The 18,017-nt window shown below is 58.5% G+C and carries 16 protein-coding genes; 7 read left to right on the top strand and 9 right to left on the bottom strand.

All coding sequences use genetic code 11. The features are described 5' to 3' along the window. Window positions 1-4 precede the first annotated feature (4 nt). The 3 genes from LF252_RS04705 to recQ form a co-directional block, all read right to left on the bottom strand. Window positions 5-916 (bottom strand): hypothetical protein, encoded by a 912-nt coding sequence (locus LF252_RS04705; protein WP_226268153.1) that lies wholly within the window; start codon window positions 914-916, stop codon window positions 5-7. A gap of 52 nt (window positions 917-968) precedes the next feature. Then, on the bottom strand, window positions 969-1,691 hold the full coding sequence (locus LF252_RS04700) for a DUF2306 domain-containing protein (protein ID WP_226268151.1): 723 nt from the start codon (window positions 1,689-1,691) through the stop codon (window positions 969-971). 129 nt (window positions 1,692-1,820) lie between these two features. Then, entirely contained in the window at window positions 1,821-4,094 is a 2,274-nt protein-coding gene (gene recQ / locus LF252_RS04695; RefSeq protein ID WP_226268149.1) for a DNA helicase RecQ, read from the bottom strand. A gap of 151 nt (window positions 4,095-4,245) precedes the next feature. On the opposite strand from recQ, the gene LF252_RS04690 reads away from it, so the two are divergent. Further along, entirely contained in the window at window positions 4,246-4,587 is a 342-nt protein-coding gene (locus tag LF252_RS04690; protein WP_226268147.1) for a four-helix bundle copper-binding protein, read from the top strand. An 88-nt stretch (window positions 4,588-4,675) separates the two neighbouring features. Here the strand turns inward: LF252_RS04690 and LF252_RS04685 are convergent, their stop codons facing one another. Next, window positions 4,676-6,559, bottom strand: coding sequence for a glycoside hydrolase family 13 protein (locus tag LF252_RS04685; RefSeq protein ID WP_226268145.1), 1,884 nt, complete (start codon window positions 6,557-6,559; stop codon window positions 4,676-4,678). A 226-nt stretch (window positions 6,560-6,785) separates the two neighbouring features. After that, window positions 6,786-7,976, bottom strand: coding sequence for a THUMP domain-containing class I SAM-dependent RNA methyltransferase (locus tag LF252_RS04680; protein ID WP_226268144.1), 1,191 nt, complete (start codon window positions 7,974-7,976; stop codon window positions 6,786-6,788). Window positions 7,977-8,081: 105 nt separating this feature from the next. On the opposite strand from LF252_RS04680, the gene LF252_RS04675 reads away from it, so the two are divergent. From LF252_RS04675 to LF252_RS04650, 6 genes are all read left to right on the top strand, one after another. After that, entirely contained in the window at window positions 8,082-8,630 is a 549-nt protein-coding gene (locus tag LF252_RS04675; RefSeq protein ID WP_226268141.1) for a hypothetical protein, read from the top strand. A gap of 88 nt (window positions 8,631-8,718) precedes the next feature. Beyond that, the gene (locus LF252_RS04670; protein ID WP_226268139.1) at window positions 8,719-9,234 is read left to right on the top strand and encodes a hypothetical protein; all 516 of its coding nucleotides are present in this window, start codon (window positions 8,719-8,721) and stop codon (window positions 9,232-9,234) included. 82 nt (window positions 9,235-9,316) lie between these two features. Beyond that, complete coding sequence (locus LF252_RS04665) at window positions 9,317-10,714, top strand: sugar MFS transporter (protein ID WP_226268137.1); 1,398 nt, start codon at window positions 9,317-9,319, stop codon at window positions 10,712-10,714. Between the two features lie 142 nt (window positions 10,715-10,856). Further along, window positions 10,857-11,885 carry a UDP-N-acetylmuramate dehydrogenase gene (murB, locus tag LF252_RS04660; protein ID WP_226268134.1) on the top strand — a complete coding sequence of 343 codons (1,029 nt, stop codon included), beginning with the start codon at window positions 10,857-10,859 and terminating at the stop codon, window positions 11,883-11,885. Between the two features lie 194 nt (window positions 11,886-12,079). Next, window positions 12,080-13,105 carry a hypothetical protein gene (locus tag LF252_RS04655; RefSeq protein WP_226268132.1) on the top strand — a complete coding sequence of 342 codons (1,026 nt, stop codon included), beginning with the start codon at window positions 12,080-12,082 and terminating at the stop codon, window positions 13,103-13,105. A gap of 166 nt (window positions 13,106-13,271) precedes the next feature. Then, on the top strand, window positions 13,272-15,527 hold the full coding sequence (locus LF252_RS04650; protein WP_226268130.1) for a phospholipase D-like domain-containing protein: 2,256 nt from the start codon (window positions 13,272-13,274) through the stop codon (window positions 15,525-15,527). Between the two features lie 90 nt (window positions 15,528-15,617). Here LF252_RS04650 and LF252_RS23120 read toward each other — a convergent pair whose 3' ends face one another. The 4 genes from LF252_RS23120 to LF252_RS04630 form a co-directional block, all read right to left on the bottom strand. After that, a complete protein-coding gene (locus LF252_RS23120) occupies window positions 15,618-16,055 on the bottom strand; it encodes a thioredoxin domain-containing protein (RefSeq protein WP_226268708.1) in 438 nt (145 codons plus the stop codon). 37 nt (window positions 16,056-16,092) lie between these two features. Continuing rightward, a complete protein-coding gene (gene rlmF, locus LF252_RS04640) occupies window positions 16,093-17,016 on the bottom strand; it encodes a 23S rRNA (adenine(1618)-N(6))-methyltransferase RlmF (RefSeq protein WP_226268128.1) in 924 nt (307 codons plus the stop codon). Window positions 17,017-17,101: 85 nt separating this feature from the next. Then, window positions 17,102-17,566: a hypothetical protein gene (locus LF252_RS04635; RefSeq protein WP_226268126.1), complete on the bottom strand. Its 465-nt coding sequence runs from the start codon at window positions 17,564-17,566 to the stop codon at window positions 17,102-17,104. A gap of 46 nt (window positions 17,567-17,612) precedes the next feature. Then, window positions 17,613-18,014 (bottom strand): hypothetical protein, encoded by a 402-nt coding sequence (locus LF252_RS04630; RefSeq protein ID WP_226268124.1) that lies wholly within the window; start codon window positions 18,012-18,014, stop codon window positions 17,613-17,615. Window positions 18,015-18,017: the final 3 nt, after the last annotated feature.

Here is an 18,017-nt window from a genome sequence, read left to right as displayed (position 1 = left end):
ACGACTACAATGATGTGCTAATACTAGTAGCGGAATCTACCTCTGCGGCCGTTTCTGATTCCTGAATGGTGGTTTGTCCCGGTTCAGCCCACCACTCCTCATTCTGCCAGTACGTATCCCAGCCCAACTTAGCGTACTTGGGGTTGAAGTCCCGGTCCCGCTCCCCCACCATAAAATCCCGAAATATATCCTGCTGGTACTCAAAGACATTCTGCACCCACAGCACGGGTTTTTGCTGCTTGGTTTCGGGGTTCGTCCAGGTACCGTCAAATACCACAAAACCACCCCGGGTGTTTTGCTTGTCGTCCCGGCAATATGCTTCAACCTCCCCACGCTCTGCTACCGAAAAATCAACCATCACTTCGCCTTCAAATACGCCGGCTCCTTTGTAGCTGACATCTTCCCGGAGGGTGAACTTGCCAAGCGTCGTGTACGCATTAATGGCATTCGCATCGGCCAGATACTTTTTCGCATCCTTGGCCGATAAATACTCGGGGGCTTTTTTGACCAACGCCTGCCCACCCAGCTGCGTGAACAGAATATCCCCCTGGAACGGCGTGACAGCCTTCTTGAACCGGTTTTTGCCTTTCACGAAGTAATGCATGGGATTAGCGGGGTCGCGCCGTACTTCCAGCATGGCAAACTCAATGCGGTAGTGGTCGGCACCATAGAAGCCATTCATCACTTCCGAATCATCCGCCTCCTTGGCAATCAGGCTGCTTAAATCGTAGTCCTTGAAGAATTTTTGCTCCTCTGCCGACAGTGCGGGGGCCGCCGCCGGGGTAGCGGCGGGAGCTATGGTTTCGGTAACTGCGGCTCGAGAAGTAGTAGTGGGGATAGAAACGGTGCTAGCCGGTTTCTGCTGGCAGGCGGCCACCAGGACCAATGAGAGGGCGGAGTAATAAGCGGAGCGCATCGGCAACGGCAGATAAAGTAGTGTGGGAGAATTATCAGAAGAAATATACAACTTATGCAATACCCTTCGCAACCATTGGCTGCGACCGGGCGGTTTTTGGAGCAACCAAGGAACCAAATGCCCGCAGATACCAGCGGCCCAGCCCGCCCTGCACCAGCACCTCCGCCAGCAGCAGGTTGCCCACCCAGGAAAGCCACACCACAGTCAGATAGGTTTCAATGGGCTTGGTCTGGAAGAAATAATGCATGCTGTAGCTTTCCAGGCGCAGGCTCATGGCGGCCAGCGTTACGGCGTAGGCGCGCAGCATCCATTCACTGTGCAGCAGCCAGCGCCGCTGCCGGGCCGCGCGGTAAGCCTGCCAGGTCACCAACCACCATACCACACATTGCAGGGTGAAGCCCACCTTGGCCGAAAGCCCGCCATTGGCATACATAGCCAGCACCAGCCCTGAGGGAGCCGCCAGTGCCAGAATACTCACTACATACACCTGCCCCAGCTGCCGGTGCAGGCGCGGCCAGCGGCGGTATAGGGCTGGCACCAGCTGCACCAGCCCCGTTACCAGCACCCACCAGCTGCTGGTGATGTGCACATAAAACCCCACCCGAAACCACGGATTATCATTGATAACCTGTGATTTGGTAGTCAGAAACAGAATTCCCTTCTCAAAGCCCAGGTAGGGCACTACCATCGTCAGCATCCGCAGGCTGAAGGCAGTCACCGCCAGAAACGCCAGCAGCTGCACGGAGCGTTTCAGGAGCGGATAAGTAGCAGGCATATATCAGGGGATTGAGCTAGGCGGAATAAAGCTAGAAAATTCAGTTGGTAGAATAAGACCGGCCCTGAGCACTTTCCTGAGCGGAGAGTAACCAGGGCCGGTGTATCATGACCAGATTTGAACTCTTAGCTACTCCCCGCGCAGGCGCTTGAAATACTGCAGCGCCAGCCGCAGCCGAAAATAGTCGTATTTCTCCCGCAGGTGGTCGAACAGGTCGCGGAGCATGGGGCTGCCGCCGAGCTGAGCCTGGGCCGTCTGGATTTCGGCCAGCTCCTGGGGCTTGAGGAACTGCTCGATGCGTATGTCGAGCCCCTTGGCGTAGCCGGTAGTAAGGTGGGTTTGTACCGTGGATACGGCCAGGTCGCGCCGGGCAGCAATATCCTCCACGCTCAGGCCCATGCGGTGCAGCTGGAAAGTGGTTTCCATGGTGCCATTCCCATCCCCGGCTGCTTCCGTGGGCGCGGCCTTGGCAGCGCGCTTGCGTGGGGCGCGGGCAGGGCTGGCGCTGTCACCGTTCAAGCCCAGGGGCAGGTCATCCTCATCCAAGTCGGCCAGGGCGGCGGGGTTGCCCCCGTGAGCCAGCACCTCCCGGATGAACGCCTCACCGTAGGTTTCAAACTTCTTCATGCCCACCCCCGAAATAGCCAGCATGGCGTTGCGGTTCACGGGGCGCTCCACCGCCATTTCCTGCAGGGTGGTATCCGTAAAGATAACGTAAGGTGGTACGCCCTGCTCGTCGGCAATGCGCTTGCGCAGAGCCCGCAACGCCTCGAACAGCGTCGCCTCGGGCGTGGCGGCCACGGCTTTGGCGGCGGCAGCTTTGCGGCCTTTAGCGGGCTTTTCAACCTTCTCTGCGGGCTGGAATTTCTTCATCGACACGGGGCGCTGGCCCTGCAGCACCTCCTTGCCCAGCGGCGTCAGCTTCAGGGTGTAGCCTTCCTCGTAGGCGATGTACACGAGGCCGTCGTTCAGCATCTGGTGCACGTAGCTGTACCAATCCAGGTAGGGCAGGTCGCGGCCGGCACCGTAAGTTTTAATCTGGTCGAAGCCGCCCGACAGCACCGCCTGGTTGCGCATGCCGCGCAGCACGTCAATCAGCAGGTTAATGCTGAGCCGCTCCCGCCCCCGCACTACGGCCGACAAGGCTTTCTGAGCCAGCTCGGTACCATCGAAGGTGGTGGGCGGGTTGCGGCAGATGTCACAGTTGCCGCAGTCCTGGGGCAGCACTTCCCCGAAGTAGTTGAGCAGGATTTTGCGGCGGCAGCCGGCGGCCTCGGCAAACTGCTGCATGCGCTCCAGCTTGGTGAGGTTAAGCTGAGTGAGGTTGGGATTTTCCTTGGTGAGCATGTCGCGCAGGCTCATCACATCGGCGAAGCTGTAGAACAGCACGGCCGTGGCCGGCGCCCCGTCGCGGCCGGCACGGCCAATTTCCTGGTAATACCCCTCGATGTTCTTAGGCAGGTTGTAATGAATCACCCAACGCACGTTGCTCTTATCGATGCCCATACCGAAGGCAATAGTGGCTACAATCACCTGCAAATCGTCCTTCAGAAACGCTTCCTGCACAGCCCCACGCTGGTTGGGCGTCATGCCGGCGTGGTAGTAGCCGGCCTTGATACCCTTGGCCTGAATTTTCTGAGCCAGGGTTTCGCACTGCTTGCGCGAGAGGCAGTAGATGATACCTGACTCGCCGGGGTGGCGCTCCAGAAACTCGATGATGCCGTTGATGCGGTCCTGGCCCGGGCGCACAATCAGGTTGAGGTTGGGCCGGTCAAACGACGAGAGGAACACCCGGGGCTGGTTCAGGCGCAGTTGCTGCTGGATGTCGCGCTGGGTAAGGCGGTCGGCGGTGGCGGTGAGGGCAATGATGGGCACCTGCGGAAACTGCTCCCGCAGCACCCGCAGCTGGGTGTACTCGGGCCGAAAATCATGGCCCCAGGAGCTAATGCAGTGGGCCTCGTCGATGGCAAACATGCTGATGCGCAACCGCCGCAGAAACTGCAGGAAGCCTTCCGAGAGCAGCTTTTCGGGCGACACGTACAGCAGCTTGAGGTAGCCGTTGAGGCAGTCGGCGGCAATGTTGTTCTGCTCGCTCTGGCCCACGCTGCTGTTGATGTAGGCGGCCGAAATACCGTTGGCTTTCAGGGCCTCCACCTGGTCTTTCATCAGGGCAATCAGTGGCGACACCACCACGCATACGCCCTCCTGCACCACGGCCGGCACCTGAAAGCAGATGCTTTTGCCGCCGCCGGTGGGCATCAGCACCACCGTATCCTGCCCGCTCAGAATCGTGCCGATGATGTCTTCCTGCATGGGCCGGAAGTTGTCGTAGCCGTAGTACTTTTTCAGTACGAGGCGGGCAGATTCGATGGTCGGGGCAAGTTGTTCGGGGGCAAATAACATGGGGTAAAGATACGGCGAAACCGGGCGGGGTGAAAGTGCTCAGTTAACCATTACGGGGCAGGAATCGTGCACGCAGGCGGCCAAATCCTGAACGGCCGCACCGGCAGTATTTGCCGTAGAATGAAGCATTGTCCATTCTGTTTTCTGTCCTATGACTCAGCCAACCTCCCCCGCTCAACACCAAGCCTTACTCGATGCCCTGAACCGCTGCGTAGCCGCCTGCGAGTTCTGCGCCACTTCCTGCCTGTTGGAAGAACACGTGCAACACATGGTCGGCTGCATCCGCCTCGACCGGGACTGCGCCGACATCTGCGCCTTAGTGGCCCGCCTGGTATCCCGGGGCTCCGAACACGCCAAGCACCTCATCAAAGAATGCATTGAAGTGTGCACCAAATGCGCCAACGAGTGCGGCAAGCACAACGCTACGCATTGCCAGCAGTGCGCCGAAGCTTGCCGCGCCTGCGCCGAGGCATGCCGGGAATATGCGGGCTAGGGTTTCACAAACCACATAGAAAAAGCAAACCGTCCAAGTTGACAGCATAACTGTCGGCCTGGACGGTTTGCTTTTTTTCACTGACCTCTTACTTCAACAACTCCAGCACCACGGCCGTTTTAGCGGGGATCTGCAGGGTTTTCAGGTCCGAAATGGTTTCGCCGGTAACTACGTTGCGGGCTTTGGTGAAGCCGCTCATCCGCTCCGCGAAGCGGGCGGTGGGCAGGCTGGCGGCTGCAGAGGTGGAGTTGGTGGTTACCATGACGGTGCCCGCGTCGGAGTAGCGGAAGTACACGTACTGGCCGTTTTCGGGCAGGTACTGCATGAGCTTGCCGGAGCTGAGCACCGGGTGGGTTTTGCGGTAGTTGGCCAGGGTTTTCACGAAGGTGAAAGCCTCGTTTTCGGCCTCGGTGCGGCCGGCGGCGGTAAATTTGTTTTGCTGGTCGCCAGGGAAGCCGCCGGGGAAGTCGCGGCGCACTTCGGCATCCGAGGGGTCCTTGAAGTTCTTCATCAGGATTTCCGTGCCGTAGTACATGCTGGGGATGCCGCGGGTGGTCAGCAGCCAGGTCAGGCCCATCTTGAACTTGTTGATGTCCTCCCCAACCTCCGACAAATACCGGTTGTGGTCGTGGTTGTCGAGGAAGGTCACCAACTTTTCCGGAGCCACATACAGTCCATCCTGGGCAAGGGCCTGGTACACGCGCTGCACCCCGTTGTCCCAGCCGGTGGCATCCTTGCCGCCCACTTCGCGCAGGCCGGCCAACATGGCATTTTCCAGCACGAAATCAAGCCCGCCGGGCTGGTTGGACTTGAAGGGAAAATCCACCTTGTTGCGCACGTAGTAGGCCTGGTCCACCACATTGTTCACCGATGACTCCCCGAAAATGTGAATCTTGGGATACTCTGTGAGCAAGGCCGCGTTGCAGCGGTTCATGAAGGGCTGGTCGTTGTACATGTACGTGTCGATGCGCCAAGCATCTACGCCAAAATTCTCCACCGTCCAGAGGGCGTGCTGGATAAGGAAGTTGGCCACATAGTGGTTCTGCTGGTTGAGGTCGGGCAGGAAGGGCACAAACCAGCCATCCAGGGTCACACGCTTGTCAATCTGGGCGGCGTGGGGGTCGGTGATGGGCTGCTGCCGGTAGCTGGTGTTGGTGTAGGTGGGCCACTGGTGCAGCCAGCTTTTCATGGGCAAATCCTGCACAAACCAGTGGTTGTTGCCTACGTGGTTGTACACGGCATCCTGCACCACTTTCAGCCCCATGCCGTGGGCCTTCTGCACAAAGGATTTGTAGGCCGCGTTGCCGCCCAGGCGCTTGTCCACGTTGTAGTGGTCAGTGAAGCCGTAACCGTGGTAAGCCGAGCGTTTAACCCCGCCCTCATCCGTCAGGCCCTGATTGTTCTCGATGACGGGCGTAAACCACACGGCCGTTACGCCCAACTCCTTCAGGTAATCGAGGTGCTGCGCGGCCCCCTGCAAATCACCGCCGTGGCGCAGGAAGGGATTGGCGCGGTCGGAGCTGGGGTCGGCCATGTCGGCGAACTTGTCGTTCGAGGGGTCCCCGTTGGCAAACCGGTCGGGCATGGCCAGGTAAATCAGGTCAGCTTGCGTGACACCCTGGGCTTTTACCGAGTTGTCGCGCGCTTTCAACTCCCAATTCTGCGTTACGGTTTTCGCGCCTTTCTTGCCCACCAGCGCCACCTGCCCGGGTTTGGCGGTGGGCGCAATAACGAGGTCAAGGAAGGCATAGTTGGGGTTTTCGACGGTGTTGGTTTTCACCAGCTTCACGCCGGGGTAGTTCACAGTGTAGGTAAGCGTACCGGCCTGGGGGCCGTACACCAGCAGCTGCACGGTGTTGTGCTTCATGCCCACCCACCAGTTGGTGGGGTTCAGGCGGGTGATGGATTGGGCCGAGGTGGTGAATGGCAGCAGGGCCGCCGCTACCAGCAGGCGGAATAGGGTCTTCTTCATCTTCAGGGGGAATTGGGAAGCGGAAGATACGGGCGAGGCGGCTATGAATAAAGAACGTCATTCCGAGCTTGTCGAGAAATCTTGCGTGCTGACGTTGCTGCATTAGCCCAGGGTTTAAACCCTGGGCTACGATGCGGTGGTCGTTCTATGGTAAGCCACCATCAGCACGTAAGATTCCTCGACAAGCTCGGAATGATGTTCTACATGCACTCTACTGTGCTACCACCTACTCCGGCTTATTCACCTTTCGCGTGCCCTGGTACAACTCGTATTTCAGCAGGCGGCAGTCAATCGGGCCGTTGTAGAGCGGGATGCGGCGGCTGGCTTTCAGGCCGATGCGCTTGGCCGCTTCCAGGTTACCGGTGAAAATGTAGGCATCATAGCCCTGGAAGCCCGATTTGAGCGTGTCGCCAATGGTTTTGTACAGGGCATCCATCTCCGACTCCTCCCCGATTCGTTCCCCATAAGGCGGGTTCATAATCACGATGCCGGGCTCCTCCTTGGCCGGGGCCTTGGCCTCTTTCACGTCGCGCACCCCGAGGCGGATAAAATCCTCCAGATCAGCGGCGGCCACGTTTTGCCGGGCCAGCTCAATGTACTCGCGCGAGAGGTCGGAGCCGGCTAGGTAGGCCTGGGGCTCCTCCAGGCGGGCCTGGCGGGCGTCCAGCTGCACCGATTCCCAGAGCTTGGCATCGAAATCGGGCCAGTTCTCGAAGCCGAACTTGCCCTGGTGATACAGGCCGGGGGCAATGCGCTGGGTTAGCATGGCGGCCTCCGTGAGCAGGGTACCGGAGCCGCACATGGGGTCGATGAGCGTCTTTTTGCCGTCCCAGCCCGCTAGCAGCAGCAGGCCGGCGGCCAGGGCCTCATTGAGGGGGGCCACGTTGGTTTGCTGGCGGTAGCCGCGCTTGTGCAATGATTCGCCGGAGGCATCGAGGCTGAGCGTCACCTCATTTTCAATCATGTGCAGGTGCAGCCGGATGTCGGGGTTCTTGACGTCCACGCTGGGGCGGCGGCCCAGGCGGTTGCGGAACTGGTCCACGATGGCGTCCTTGGTGAGCTGGGCCACAAACAAGGAGTGGTCGAAGGTGGACTTGTTGACCACGGCCGTAATGGCGAAGGTCTGGTCGGGACTGATGTAGCGCTGCCAGTCGATGCGGCTTACTTCGCGGTATAGGGCCCGCTCGTCGCGGGCGTAGAAGCCGGCGAAGGGGCGCAGGATGCGCATGGCCGTGCGGCACCACAGGCAGGCTTCGTAGAGCAGCTGCGTGTCGCCCACAAACTCGACGGCTCGCTGGCCCACTTTCTCAATCTTGGCGCCCAGTTGCCGCAGCTCCTCCGCCAGCACCTCTTCCAGCCCAAACTGGGTGGTGGCAGTCATATAAAACGGCGTGGAGCGGCGGCTGGGCTGAGGCATGATACTGGGCAATAAGCGCGAAAAGAAGCGCAAAGATACGGCGCGTAGGCGGCTCCAGCATGTATCTTTGACTGCCTTCCTATTTGGGCAGCACTATCTTTTTCTATGAAAGACTTACTTCGGCGGGTTCAGTTAATTACTCCTCTGGTATTTGATTTCCCTATTAGCAAAGACGAGTTTCTGCAGCGTCTGAAGCCGCACGTTGCCCCACCGCATATCAATCCATTCGGCAGGCTGGGCCGCATTTTCTCGCCTACAATTGCGCCATATAGTGGGACTATTCAACCTAACTTTATACGGATAAAGCCTCGCACAGATGGCAATCAGGCCTTTCTGCCTACTATCGAAGCTAATCTTCTTCAAACTGAATCCGGAGTGCGGCTTGAAGGTGAACTGAATGGTGCCTCTTTTTTTGTGCTGGCTCCCGCCTGTTTTTATCTGTTCTTCGTGCTGTTTGCACTAATCAGTTTGATTTCACGGAGTAAGGGCTTGGTCAATTTGAGTATCCTGCTGCTCATCATGTCGGTGCAGGGCATATTCTTCGTTGGAATTCCATATTTCAGGGCGCGGCGCAGTATGCAGGAGGTGGCTTACAACTTGGAACGGGACCTGTATTATTTCGTAGAGCGGCCGGCACCCGCACCTGCTTCCTAGCCCAGTGCTGTTCTCACGCACAAGTATATTTCTGCTCCTATTTGGCACTATCGGCTGTCACTGGCCCCCCAACCAGCCGCCAGTCCTAGTGCTGCAACCTTTCCGAGGCTTTCCGAAGCAGTTGGCAGATTCGGTGCGGCATCAGCTGCAACGACAACAGGTAGCTGTCGTGCTGGCTCGCCCACGCGGCTTGCCCCAGGCGTCCTACTACCCGCCCCGCCACCGGTACCGCGCCGATTCCCTGCTGCGCTATCTGGTACGGCAGTACCAGCCCGACACCGTAGTTATCGGCCTCACGCAACGCGACATCAGCACTTCCAAAAACGGCCGCCGCGACTGGGGCGTGCTGGGGTTGGGGTACCAGCCGGGCCGGGCGGCCGTGGTATCCAGCTTCCGGCTGCGGCGCAACGTATCCAGCCAGTTTTATAAAGTGGTGCTCCACGAAATTGGGCATACGCAGGGCCTACCCCACTGCCCGGTGCCCAGCTGCTTTATGCGCGACGCTGAAGGCGGCAACCCAACCGACGCGGAAACCGGCTTTTGCGCCAGGTGCGCCAAATACCTGCAACGGCTTGGCTGGCCGCTGGCTGCGCCTCCCAGGTAGTGCCGTTTTCCCAAAAAAACTCCGTAGCATTGCTAAGCCGGCCTCTCGGGCCGGCTTTTTGTTTCTCTCAACTCCGCCTTTTATGGCTATTCCCACTTCTTCCTCTACCACGGCTACAACCAGCACGGCCACCCGCAGCTACGCGCTGCCTATGGCCGCCATGACGAGCCTGTTCTTCCTGTTTGGGGCCGTTACCAACTTCAATGGGGTCCTCATGCCTTACTTGAAGGACGTGTGTCAGCTCAGTGATTTTCAGTCATCTACAGTGTCAGTAGCGTTTTTCGGGGCGTATTTCCTGATGTCGCTGCCGGCGGGGGTGCTGCTGAAACGGCTGGGCTACCAGCGCGGCATCGTGGTAGGATTGCTGATTATGGCCGTGGGGGCACTGGTGTTTATTCCGGCGGCCAACTCGCGGGTATTCGGCGTATTTCTGTTGGGCCTGGCGGTGCTGGGGGCCGGCATTACGCTGCTCCAAGTAGCGGCCAACCCCTACGTATCGGTGCTGGGGCCGGCCAGTGGGGCCGCTTCTCGGGTGAGCCTGGTGGGCGTGGCCAACAACTTCGGGGGCACGTTGTCGCCGTTGCTGGGCGGGATGCTCTTGTTTGGTGGTTCGGAGATACTGAAAGCTCGGCTGGCGGCTATGCCCGTCGCTCAGCGCCTGAGTGAGGAAGCTGCTTTAGTAAAGGGCCCCTACATTGGCCTGGCAGTGTTTCTGGCAGTATTGGCCGGAATATTTGCCCTGCTGAAGCTGCCGGAACTAGAATCTTTCGCCGATGAGGAAACTGCTTCGGACGACACCACGCTGCCGGCCCGAGCTTCGGCGCTCAGCTACCCTCACTTAGCTTTGGGAGTAGCCGCCATTTTCCTGTACGTGGGCGTAGAGGTTGGCTTAGGCGACTACCTCATCCGCTTCGGCGAAGCCCAAAATATCAATCAACTATCGGGCTTTACGCAGGCGCTGGTACGGGGCCTCAACGTGGCCGTGAACTACATGGCCGTGCTGTTTGGGCAGGCCCCGGCCCCGGTGGATACCACGGCCGGCTTCACCAAGGCGGTGGGCGCAGTGCTGGTATCGTCATACTGGTTTGGCTCCCTGGTGGGCCGGGCGGCGGGCATTCCGCTGCTGCAGCGCATCAATGCCCGCTACGCGCTGGTGCTAGTGTGTACCGTAGCGCTGCTGAGCGTGCTGGCCGCCGTGCTAATTCGGGGCGAGGCGGCCCTGTGGCTGGTGGTGCTGTGCGGGCTCTGTAACTCCATCATGTGGCCGGTAATCTTCCCGCTGGCCATCAAAGGCTTGGGCCCGCTCACCAAGCAAGGCTCTTCGTATCTGATTATGGCCATTGTAGGCGGAGCCGTTATTCCCTTCTTGATGGGGGCCGTGGCTACCTACGCGGGCGGCTTGCGGGTGGCCTTCGTACTGCCGGCCCTGTGCTACGCCTACCTGCTGTACTACGCCATGCGTGGTTATCAGGTGCGCTAATTGCTTAGTTTCTCGACTTGTAACGCGGCTGGCTTCCTTAGGAGCCGGCCGCGTTGGTTTATGAGCGCCTACACAGAGAGCCTGCGCAGCTGAACGCGGCAAACGGCTACCTTTGCGCCTGTAACATCCGCTTTCCGTACTTATGGCTCCGGCTCCCCAACTTGACCAGGCAGTTTCGCTCCGTCCTTACAACACCTTTGGGCTTGATGTGAAGGCCCGGCTGTTTGCCCGATTTACCTCGGTGGAAGAGTTGCGCGCCCTGCTGGCCCTGCCCGAAGTGCAGCAAGCTGAAAAGCTAATCTTGGGCGGAGGCTCCAACCTGCTTTTCACCCAGGATTTCGACGGCGTGGTGCTCAAAAATGAGATTCGGGGACTGGAAGTTGCCGGGCAAGATGAGGATTCCGCGCTGGTGCGGGCCGGAGCTGGTGAGTTGTGGCACGATTTGGTGCAGTTCACCCTCGACCAGGAACTCAACGGCATCGAAAACCTCTCCCTGATTCCGGGTACGGTGGGTGCCGCGCCGCTCCAGAACATTGGGGCGTACGGGGCCGAGCTGAAAGACACCTTCGACCACCTGGAGGCCCTGGAGTTAGCCACCGGGCAGGTGCGCACGTTTTCGGCCTCGGAGTGCGGCTTCGGCTACCGGGAATCGGTGTTCAAGGGTCCGCTCAAAAACCAGTACGTGGTAACCGGCCTGGTGCTGCGCCTGCACCGCCGCCCCCAGCCTAACGTCAGCTACGGGGCCATCCAAACCACGCTGGAAGACATGGGTATAGGTGGTGAGCCTACCCCGCGCCAGGTGAGCGAGGCCGTGATGCACATCCGCCGCAGCAAGCTCCCCGACCCCACCCAGATTGGCAACGCCGGCTCCTTTTTCAAAAACCCGGAGGTGTCCCAAGCCAAGTTCGATGAGCTGCGGGCCCAGCACCCGGGCATCCCGGGCTACCCCGTGCCGGGCGGCGTGAAAGTACCCGCGGGCTGGCTGATTGAGCAATGCGGCTGGAAAGGCCTGCGCCGGGGCCCCCACGGCGTGCACGACAAACAGGCCCTGGTGCTGGTAAACCACGGCGGGGCGCAGGGCCACGACATTCGGGAGTTGGCCTACGATATTATTGCCTCGGTGCGCGAAAAATTCGGCATTGAGCTGCATCCCGAGGTAAACATTCTGTAAGTGCCTGACCCGGCCCGGTTGCTTTATAGGCGACCGGGCCGTTTGATTTTCAAGATTTTGGACGTTCCGGAAAAAAACTTCACACGTTTGCGAGCAGCACCGTAATTTTAAACTCGACTGCTTACCCTACTGCACTGCTTTTACCCGGCAACCTCACTTGTTTCCGGGTTCATCCCACACAACCTCCTCTCTACATGAAACGCGTTTTTCTGCCCGTTCTGTTGGCTTCCGTAGTGCTTTCAGCTCAGGCCCAGCGTAAAACGGCTTCGGCCAAACCAGTTTCTTCATCTACTCCGGTCCCTGCTACCGCAGCCCCGGCCCCGCCTACCATTACGGCGGCCCGGGCGGCTGGCCCCGGGGCCACGGTTACCATTCGCGGCACCGTTACTAATGGCCCGGAACTGGGCCAGCTCCGGTTTGTGCAAGACCGCATGGCTGGCTTGGCCGTGTTTTCGACTACCAACACCTCGCTCCACTCCTTAGTACCCGGCGACAGTGTGCATATCACGGGCACACTCAAAAACTACAACGGCTTGCTGGAGATGGACCCCGTTGCCTCGGTAACCAAAATAGCCTCGGGCCGCCCGGTAACTGTAGTTGATGTGCCAGCTACCGATATGAACTCCGTGTTCGACGATGCCTACGAGGGCCGGCTGGTGCGCATCAAAGGCGTGAGCAGCCTTACCACGGGCACCGGCACCCCGGCCGAAGCCCTAAAGGGCAACACCAACTACTTGCTGAATGGGCAGAAAGCTAATCCCATTCGCATCAACGTGGCCTCCACCGGCGAGAAAGGCCTAGTGGATAAAACCCCGCCCAGCAGCACCTTCGATATGGTGGGTACTGTGAGCCAGTTTACTCAGAACGGTATGGGCGGTTATCAACTGCTGCCCCGCCTGTATTCGGATTTTGTGGTGGCGGGCGGACTGCCGGCTATTACCGGAGAGCCGGTGCCTACCAACGTGTTTCGCAATGGCTTTACGGTGGTGTTCCAAACAGTAAACCCCGGCACTTCCAAAGTGGAATACGGCAAAACGGCCGCCTTAGGCACCATGGTGGAGTTGCCCACGCCTACCCGCATGCATTCGGTGGAAATCAACAACCTGGAGCCTAATACCTCCTACTACGTACGAGTATCCTCCACCAACACGGCCGGTACCTCCGCTGCCCCGGCCGTGCCTATGCTCACCGACAACAAAAAGAAACCCGTGGGCCGCTAAGACAGGCTCCCGCCGGTACGCGGGCATCATGAAGTCTTCATCTGTGTGGCACCAATATTTACGCTGAAAATCAGGATATTTGTCTCCGTTTTTCAGTAGCACACCTTCCCCCAAACCTTTTTCTTCTTTGATGAAAAAATTACCCTTGTTGGTTTTGCTTCTTAGCATGGCTGGCTGGCTGCCTGCGCACGCGCAAGCGGTCATTCCTATTTCCCAGGCCCGGGCGCAAGCTCCCGCCTACGGCACCTCCGGGGCCACCGTCACGCTCACGGGCGTGGTAACCAACGGCCCCGAACTGGGCGCTATCCGGTACATCCAGGACAAAACGGCCGGTATCGGTGTGTACTCGGCTACCCTGAACACCAACGTGCGCCCCGGCGACTCCATTGTGGTGACGGGTACCCTGAAAGACTACAAAGGCCTGCTGGAACTGGACCCCGTAACGACGCTGACAGTTGTGGCCGGCAACAAGCCACTGCCTACGCCGGTGTCGTTTTCGGCTGCCAATGCCTCCGCTGCTTACGCTGAAGCCTACGAAGGCCAGTTGGTAAAGCTCACCAACGCCACCACCGTGACCACCACGGCCGGGGCCGCCGTAACGGCGTTTTCCAGCACTACCTACCGTATCAGTGGTAACGCCACCACTATTATGTACGTGAATGCCGGCTCCACCGGCCCCGACGGGCTGATTGGCAAGCCCTCCCCCACGGGTACGTTTGACGTAGTCGGCATCATGAGCCAGTTCACCAATACGGCCGGCAACACGGGCTACCAGCTGCTGCCCCGCCTCTACGCCGACTTCCAGCAGGGCAATACGCCCAACTTCGTGAACGTGCCCGCGCCCACCAATATTACCACCACGGGCTTCACGGTAAACTACACCACCCAGAACGCCGGCGACACCAAGCTGGAGTACGCCACCTCGGCAGCTGGCCCGTTCACGGCCGTAACCAACTCCACAAGCACCACTAGCCACACGCTGGCTATTTCGGGCCTGCAGCCGGCTACCATTTACTACGTGAAAGCCAGCAGCACCAACGCCGTGGGCCTCTCCGAGTCGCGCGTGATTCCCATGATTACGGCTTCACAATCGACGGGTAAGATGCGTACGTACTTCACCAACCCGGTGAATACCACCCTGGCCAGCCCCGGCAACAACGCCCTGTACCTCGCTAATGGTGCCGTGGCCGATACCATTGCCCGCTACATTGGCTTGGCCAAGCAAACGCTGGACATTGCCATCTACAACTGGAACAGCCCCACCATTCTGACGGCGGTACAGGCTGCCAAAGCCCGGGGTGTGGCCGTACGCGTGATTTACGAGGACGACAACGCTAATGCCAGCATCCAGAACATGGATAGCAGCATTCCGCGCCTCGGCCGCCAGACCCAGCAGAACATCATGCACAACAAGTTTGTGGTGATTGATGCCAACAGCACCAACCCCAATCAACCTTGGGTATGGACGGGCTCAACCAACTGGACGCCCGCTCAGCTGAGCACCGACCGCAACAACTCCATTGCCATCCAGGACCAGTCGCTGGCGAAGGTGTACACCGTGGAGTTCAACGAGATGTGGGGCTCGGGCACGCAGGCTACGGCCCTGTTTGGCTCGCGCAAAACCGATAACACGCCTCACTACCTCAACATCGGCGGCAAGCTGGTAGAGTCGTGGTTCTCGCCCACCGATAACGTGAACGGCCGCCTCATTCAAGCCATTCAAACGGCTGACAATGACCTGCACATTGCCACCATGCTGCTCACCCAGAGCGACATCGGCAACGCCATCCGCAACCAGATTCAGCAGAAGAACATCGGCAACTGCTCGGAGATGCTGCTGAATGAAATAACCGCTAACACGGCTGCCCAGAGCATTTTCGACAACATCAAGGGGGTTATCGGCAACCGCATTATGGTGTACAACGGCCCCGGCATTATGCACCATAAATATGCCATCATCGACGCCGGCGCCGCCCAGTCGGACCCGCAGGTGTTTGTGGGCTCGCACAACTGGAGCCTCTCGGCTAACACCGAAAATGACGAAAACACGCTCATCGTGCACGATGCCCGCGTAACCAACCAATACTACCAGGAATTTGCTCAGCGCATTGCCGATGAGAAAAACGGTGTGCAGGTATGTAACCTAGTATTGAGCAATAAAACTGCTACGGTACAGCAGAGCAGCGTGCAGGTGTACCCCAACCCTACCCGTGGCCAGTTCCAGCTGCGCGTACAGTCGGGTGCCGCCCGCACGGCCCGCGTAATCCTGCGTGATGCCACTGGCCGCGTAGTACTCGACCAGACCAAAGCCCTCAATGGTCAGGACGTAAGCGTGGATGCCTCGCAGCTCCGCGCCGGCCTGTATATGGTGCAAATCGAAACCGCCGAATCGACGCAGGTTAGCCGCGTGGTGGTCGAGTAGGTTGCTGAAGTTCCGAAACGAGAGAATAGAAATTACACTTTTGTTTCCCTGTATGTAAAAAGGCGGCTCCCGGTACCGGGAGCCGCCTTTTTATTGTGTTCTACTATCATAAGTGTGCCCCTCTGCTAAGCCCCGCATAACCGGCGCAATGGCTTCCGGGACGTCTTCATTCCACTCATCGGAGGTAATCTGAGCTAGGACGTTGCCTGCGCTATCTATTTTGACGAATGTAGGTACCGCCTGGATGTTGTACAAAGAAGAATATATGGAATCTGTATCAATGTTAATTTTGACCAGAGTAGCTTTCGACAGAGCTGCTTGCAAAGCAGGATCAGGCAACGACTCCCGATACCGTCGGCAGGGCCCGCACCAGTCTGCGTAGAAGTAGAGAATCGGCGTTTTACCAGTTCTTATTCTTTGGCTGACCAGCTTTGGCAAGTCGACGTTCGTCGCCGAATATTCCACAATATCAATAGTGTTGGCTGGTGTACTCGGGCTTTGACAACCCACTAGCACTACCAGACACATTGCTCTATAATTCTTCACTGCTTCTGAATTAGTTAGTTTATTTCCACCGCCGTGCGGCCCAGGCCTGCCGCTGCTCGGGCGTCTGGAACGTCCAGGCTACGAGGCGGCTGATTTTTTGACCCTGTTCCATATTACTCGTTTTCTGCTCCACAGCGCCAGCCAGTTTCAGGAAGTGGTAGATGCTGGGTAGCGTTTCTTTCTTGGAAACTAAGGTGGTAAACCACAGCACCTGCGGGCCGAAGGCTACGCTTTGCGCTACCATCCGCTTGAGGAAGTTCTCCTCCCCGCCTTCGTACCACAGTTCGGTGTTCTGCCCCCCAAAGTTGAGTACTGGCTCTGGAGTTTTGGCGTATCCCAGGTTGCGGTTTTTACGCTTGCTACCTTCTGCCGCCGCGGCCGCCGAGGCGTGAAACGGCGGGTTGCAGACCACTAGGTCAAACTCCTCCCGCGCTTTTATAATGCCCTCGAAAATAAAGGCCGCGTGCGTTTGCAAGCGCAAGTCGATGCGGCCAGCCAGCCCAGAGTTAGCCGCTACCATGGAGCGGGCCGCTTTCAGGGCAACGGCATCAATCTCGGAGCCAGCAAAGCGCCAACCATACGCCTGGGAGCCAATAATCGGGTAGATACAGTTTGCCCCCGCGCCAATATCCAAGACGTGCACCGTTTTGCCAATGGGCACTTCCCCCCCGTTCGTTTCGGCTAGTATGTCGGCGGCGTAGTGCAGGTAATCGGCCCGGCCCGGGATGGGGGGGCACAGGTAGCCCGCGGGAATATCCCAGTGCTGCACCCCGTAAAACTGCTTCAGCAGCGCCCGGTTCAAGGCTTTCACAGCAGCGGGGTTGCTGAAATCCACAGTCTGGTCGCCGGCCGGATTGGGCACTACGAAGGTTGCCAGCTCCGGCGAGGCCTGTAGCAGTTGGGCGAAATCGTAACGGGCGTTGTGGGGGTTACGGGGGTGCATAGGGCGGCGAGACGTGCTGTTGCATACGGAGTAGAAGTTCAACTCTACCCCGTACACATCGGCTAGTTGTAAAGGGTGTATGTGTTCACGCAGGACAAAGGTGGAAACTCCGCTCCAAATCATACTTGATTATTGCATGCGTCGATTTCCCAATACCATTCCCTGCATAAAATCCGGCGGCCGCCACCACTACGGCGGCAACTGCGGCCGGCCATTGCTGGTTTTGGGCTGCTACAAGCAGCATTACGCCAGCAATAACCAGCAGAGCACGCTTGGCATTTGTGCGGCTGGTTGAATCTGAAAGTCGCAATTCGATTACCGAATCATCGGCGGGCCTGGAAATCGACAAGACGGCCGGCTCACGGTATATCCTGCCACCTACGGATGTGCCGAAGGCAAGGAATGGCTCAATTGACAACTCATATTCACCAGACCACCACGCCCGGTAGGAATGTTTGTGCAATGGTCCGCCTTCCTGCTCAATAAACAGATGCGCTTTCTTCATCAATTCCTTAACGGATAATGAGCTAGTGTAACGGTAAACTGGCATCAGTCAATCAAAAACTAACAGAATAGCGGGTACACGTAGGCTACTATCAACTCCAACTCATTTCAATTCTTACAATCTGCCCTTTAACAACGATAGTGCCTCCATAAGCGCCTGCTTCGCCTGGGCGTATTTCGTACGTTTTCGTTCCGTTTTGAAGCCTGTAATGAGCGGTAGCCAACTTCTTATTCCGTGCAATCCACGCGGCCAGCTCCACCGGAGCACACGCGAAACCCAGAATGATTTTCCGGCTGAACATACTGCCCTCCGTCCGTACATCAACGTCTACTGTTTGTACAGGTAACGGGTTCAGCCCTCCCCATGCCAGAGCTGTGTCAATGGCGGCCTGCTTGTTCCAGGGCATCACCCGGTCGGTCAGAAGTGCATAGGTAGCCAGGGTGGTCAGCAACACCGTAACAATAAGTACCGCGCGGGTTAAAGATCTTTTCATTGT

Origin of the sequence: Hymenobacter pini, assembly GCF_020421205.1 — a bacterium.
GTDB lineage: Bacteria > Bacteroidota > Bacteroidia > Cytophagales > Hymenobacteraceae > Hymenobacter > Hymenobacter pini.
This window is presented reverse-complemented; position numbering and strand designations above follow the sequence as displayed.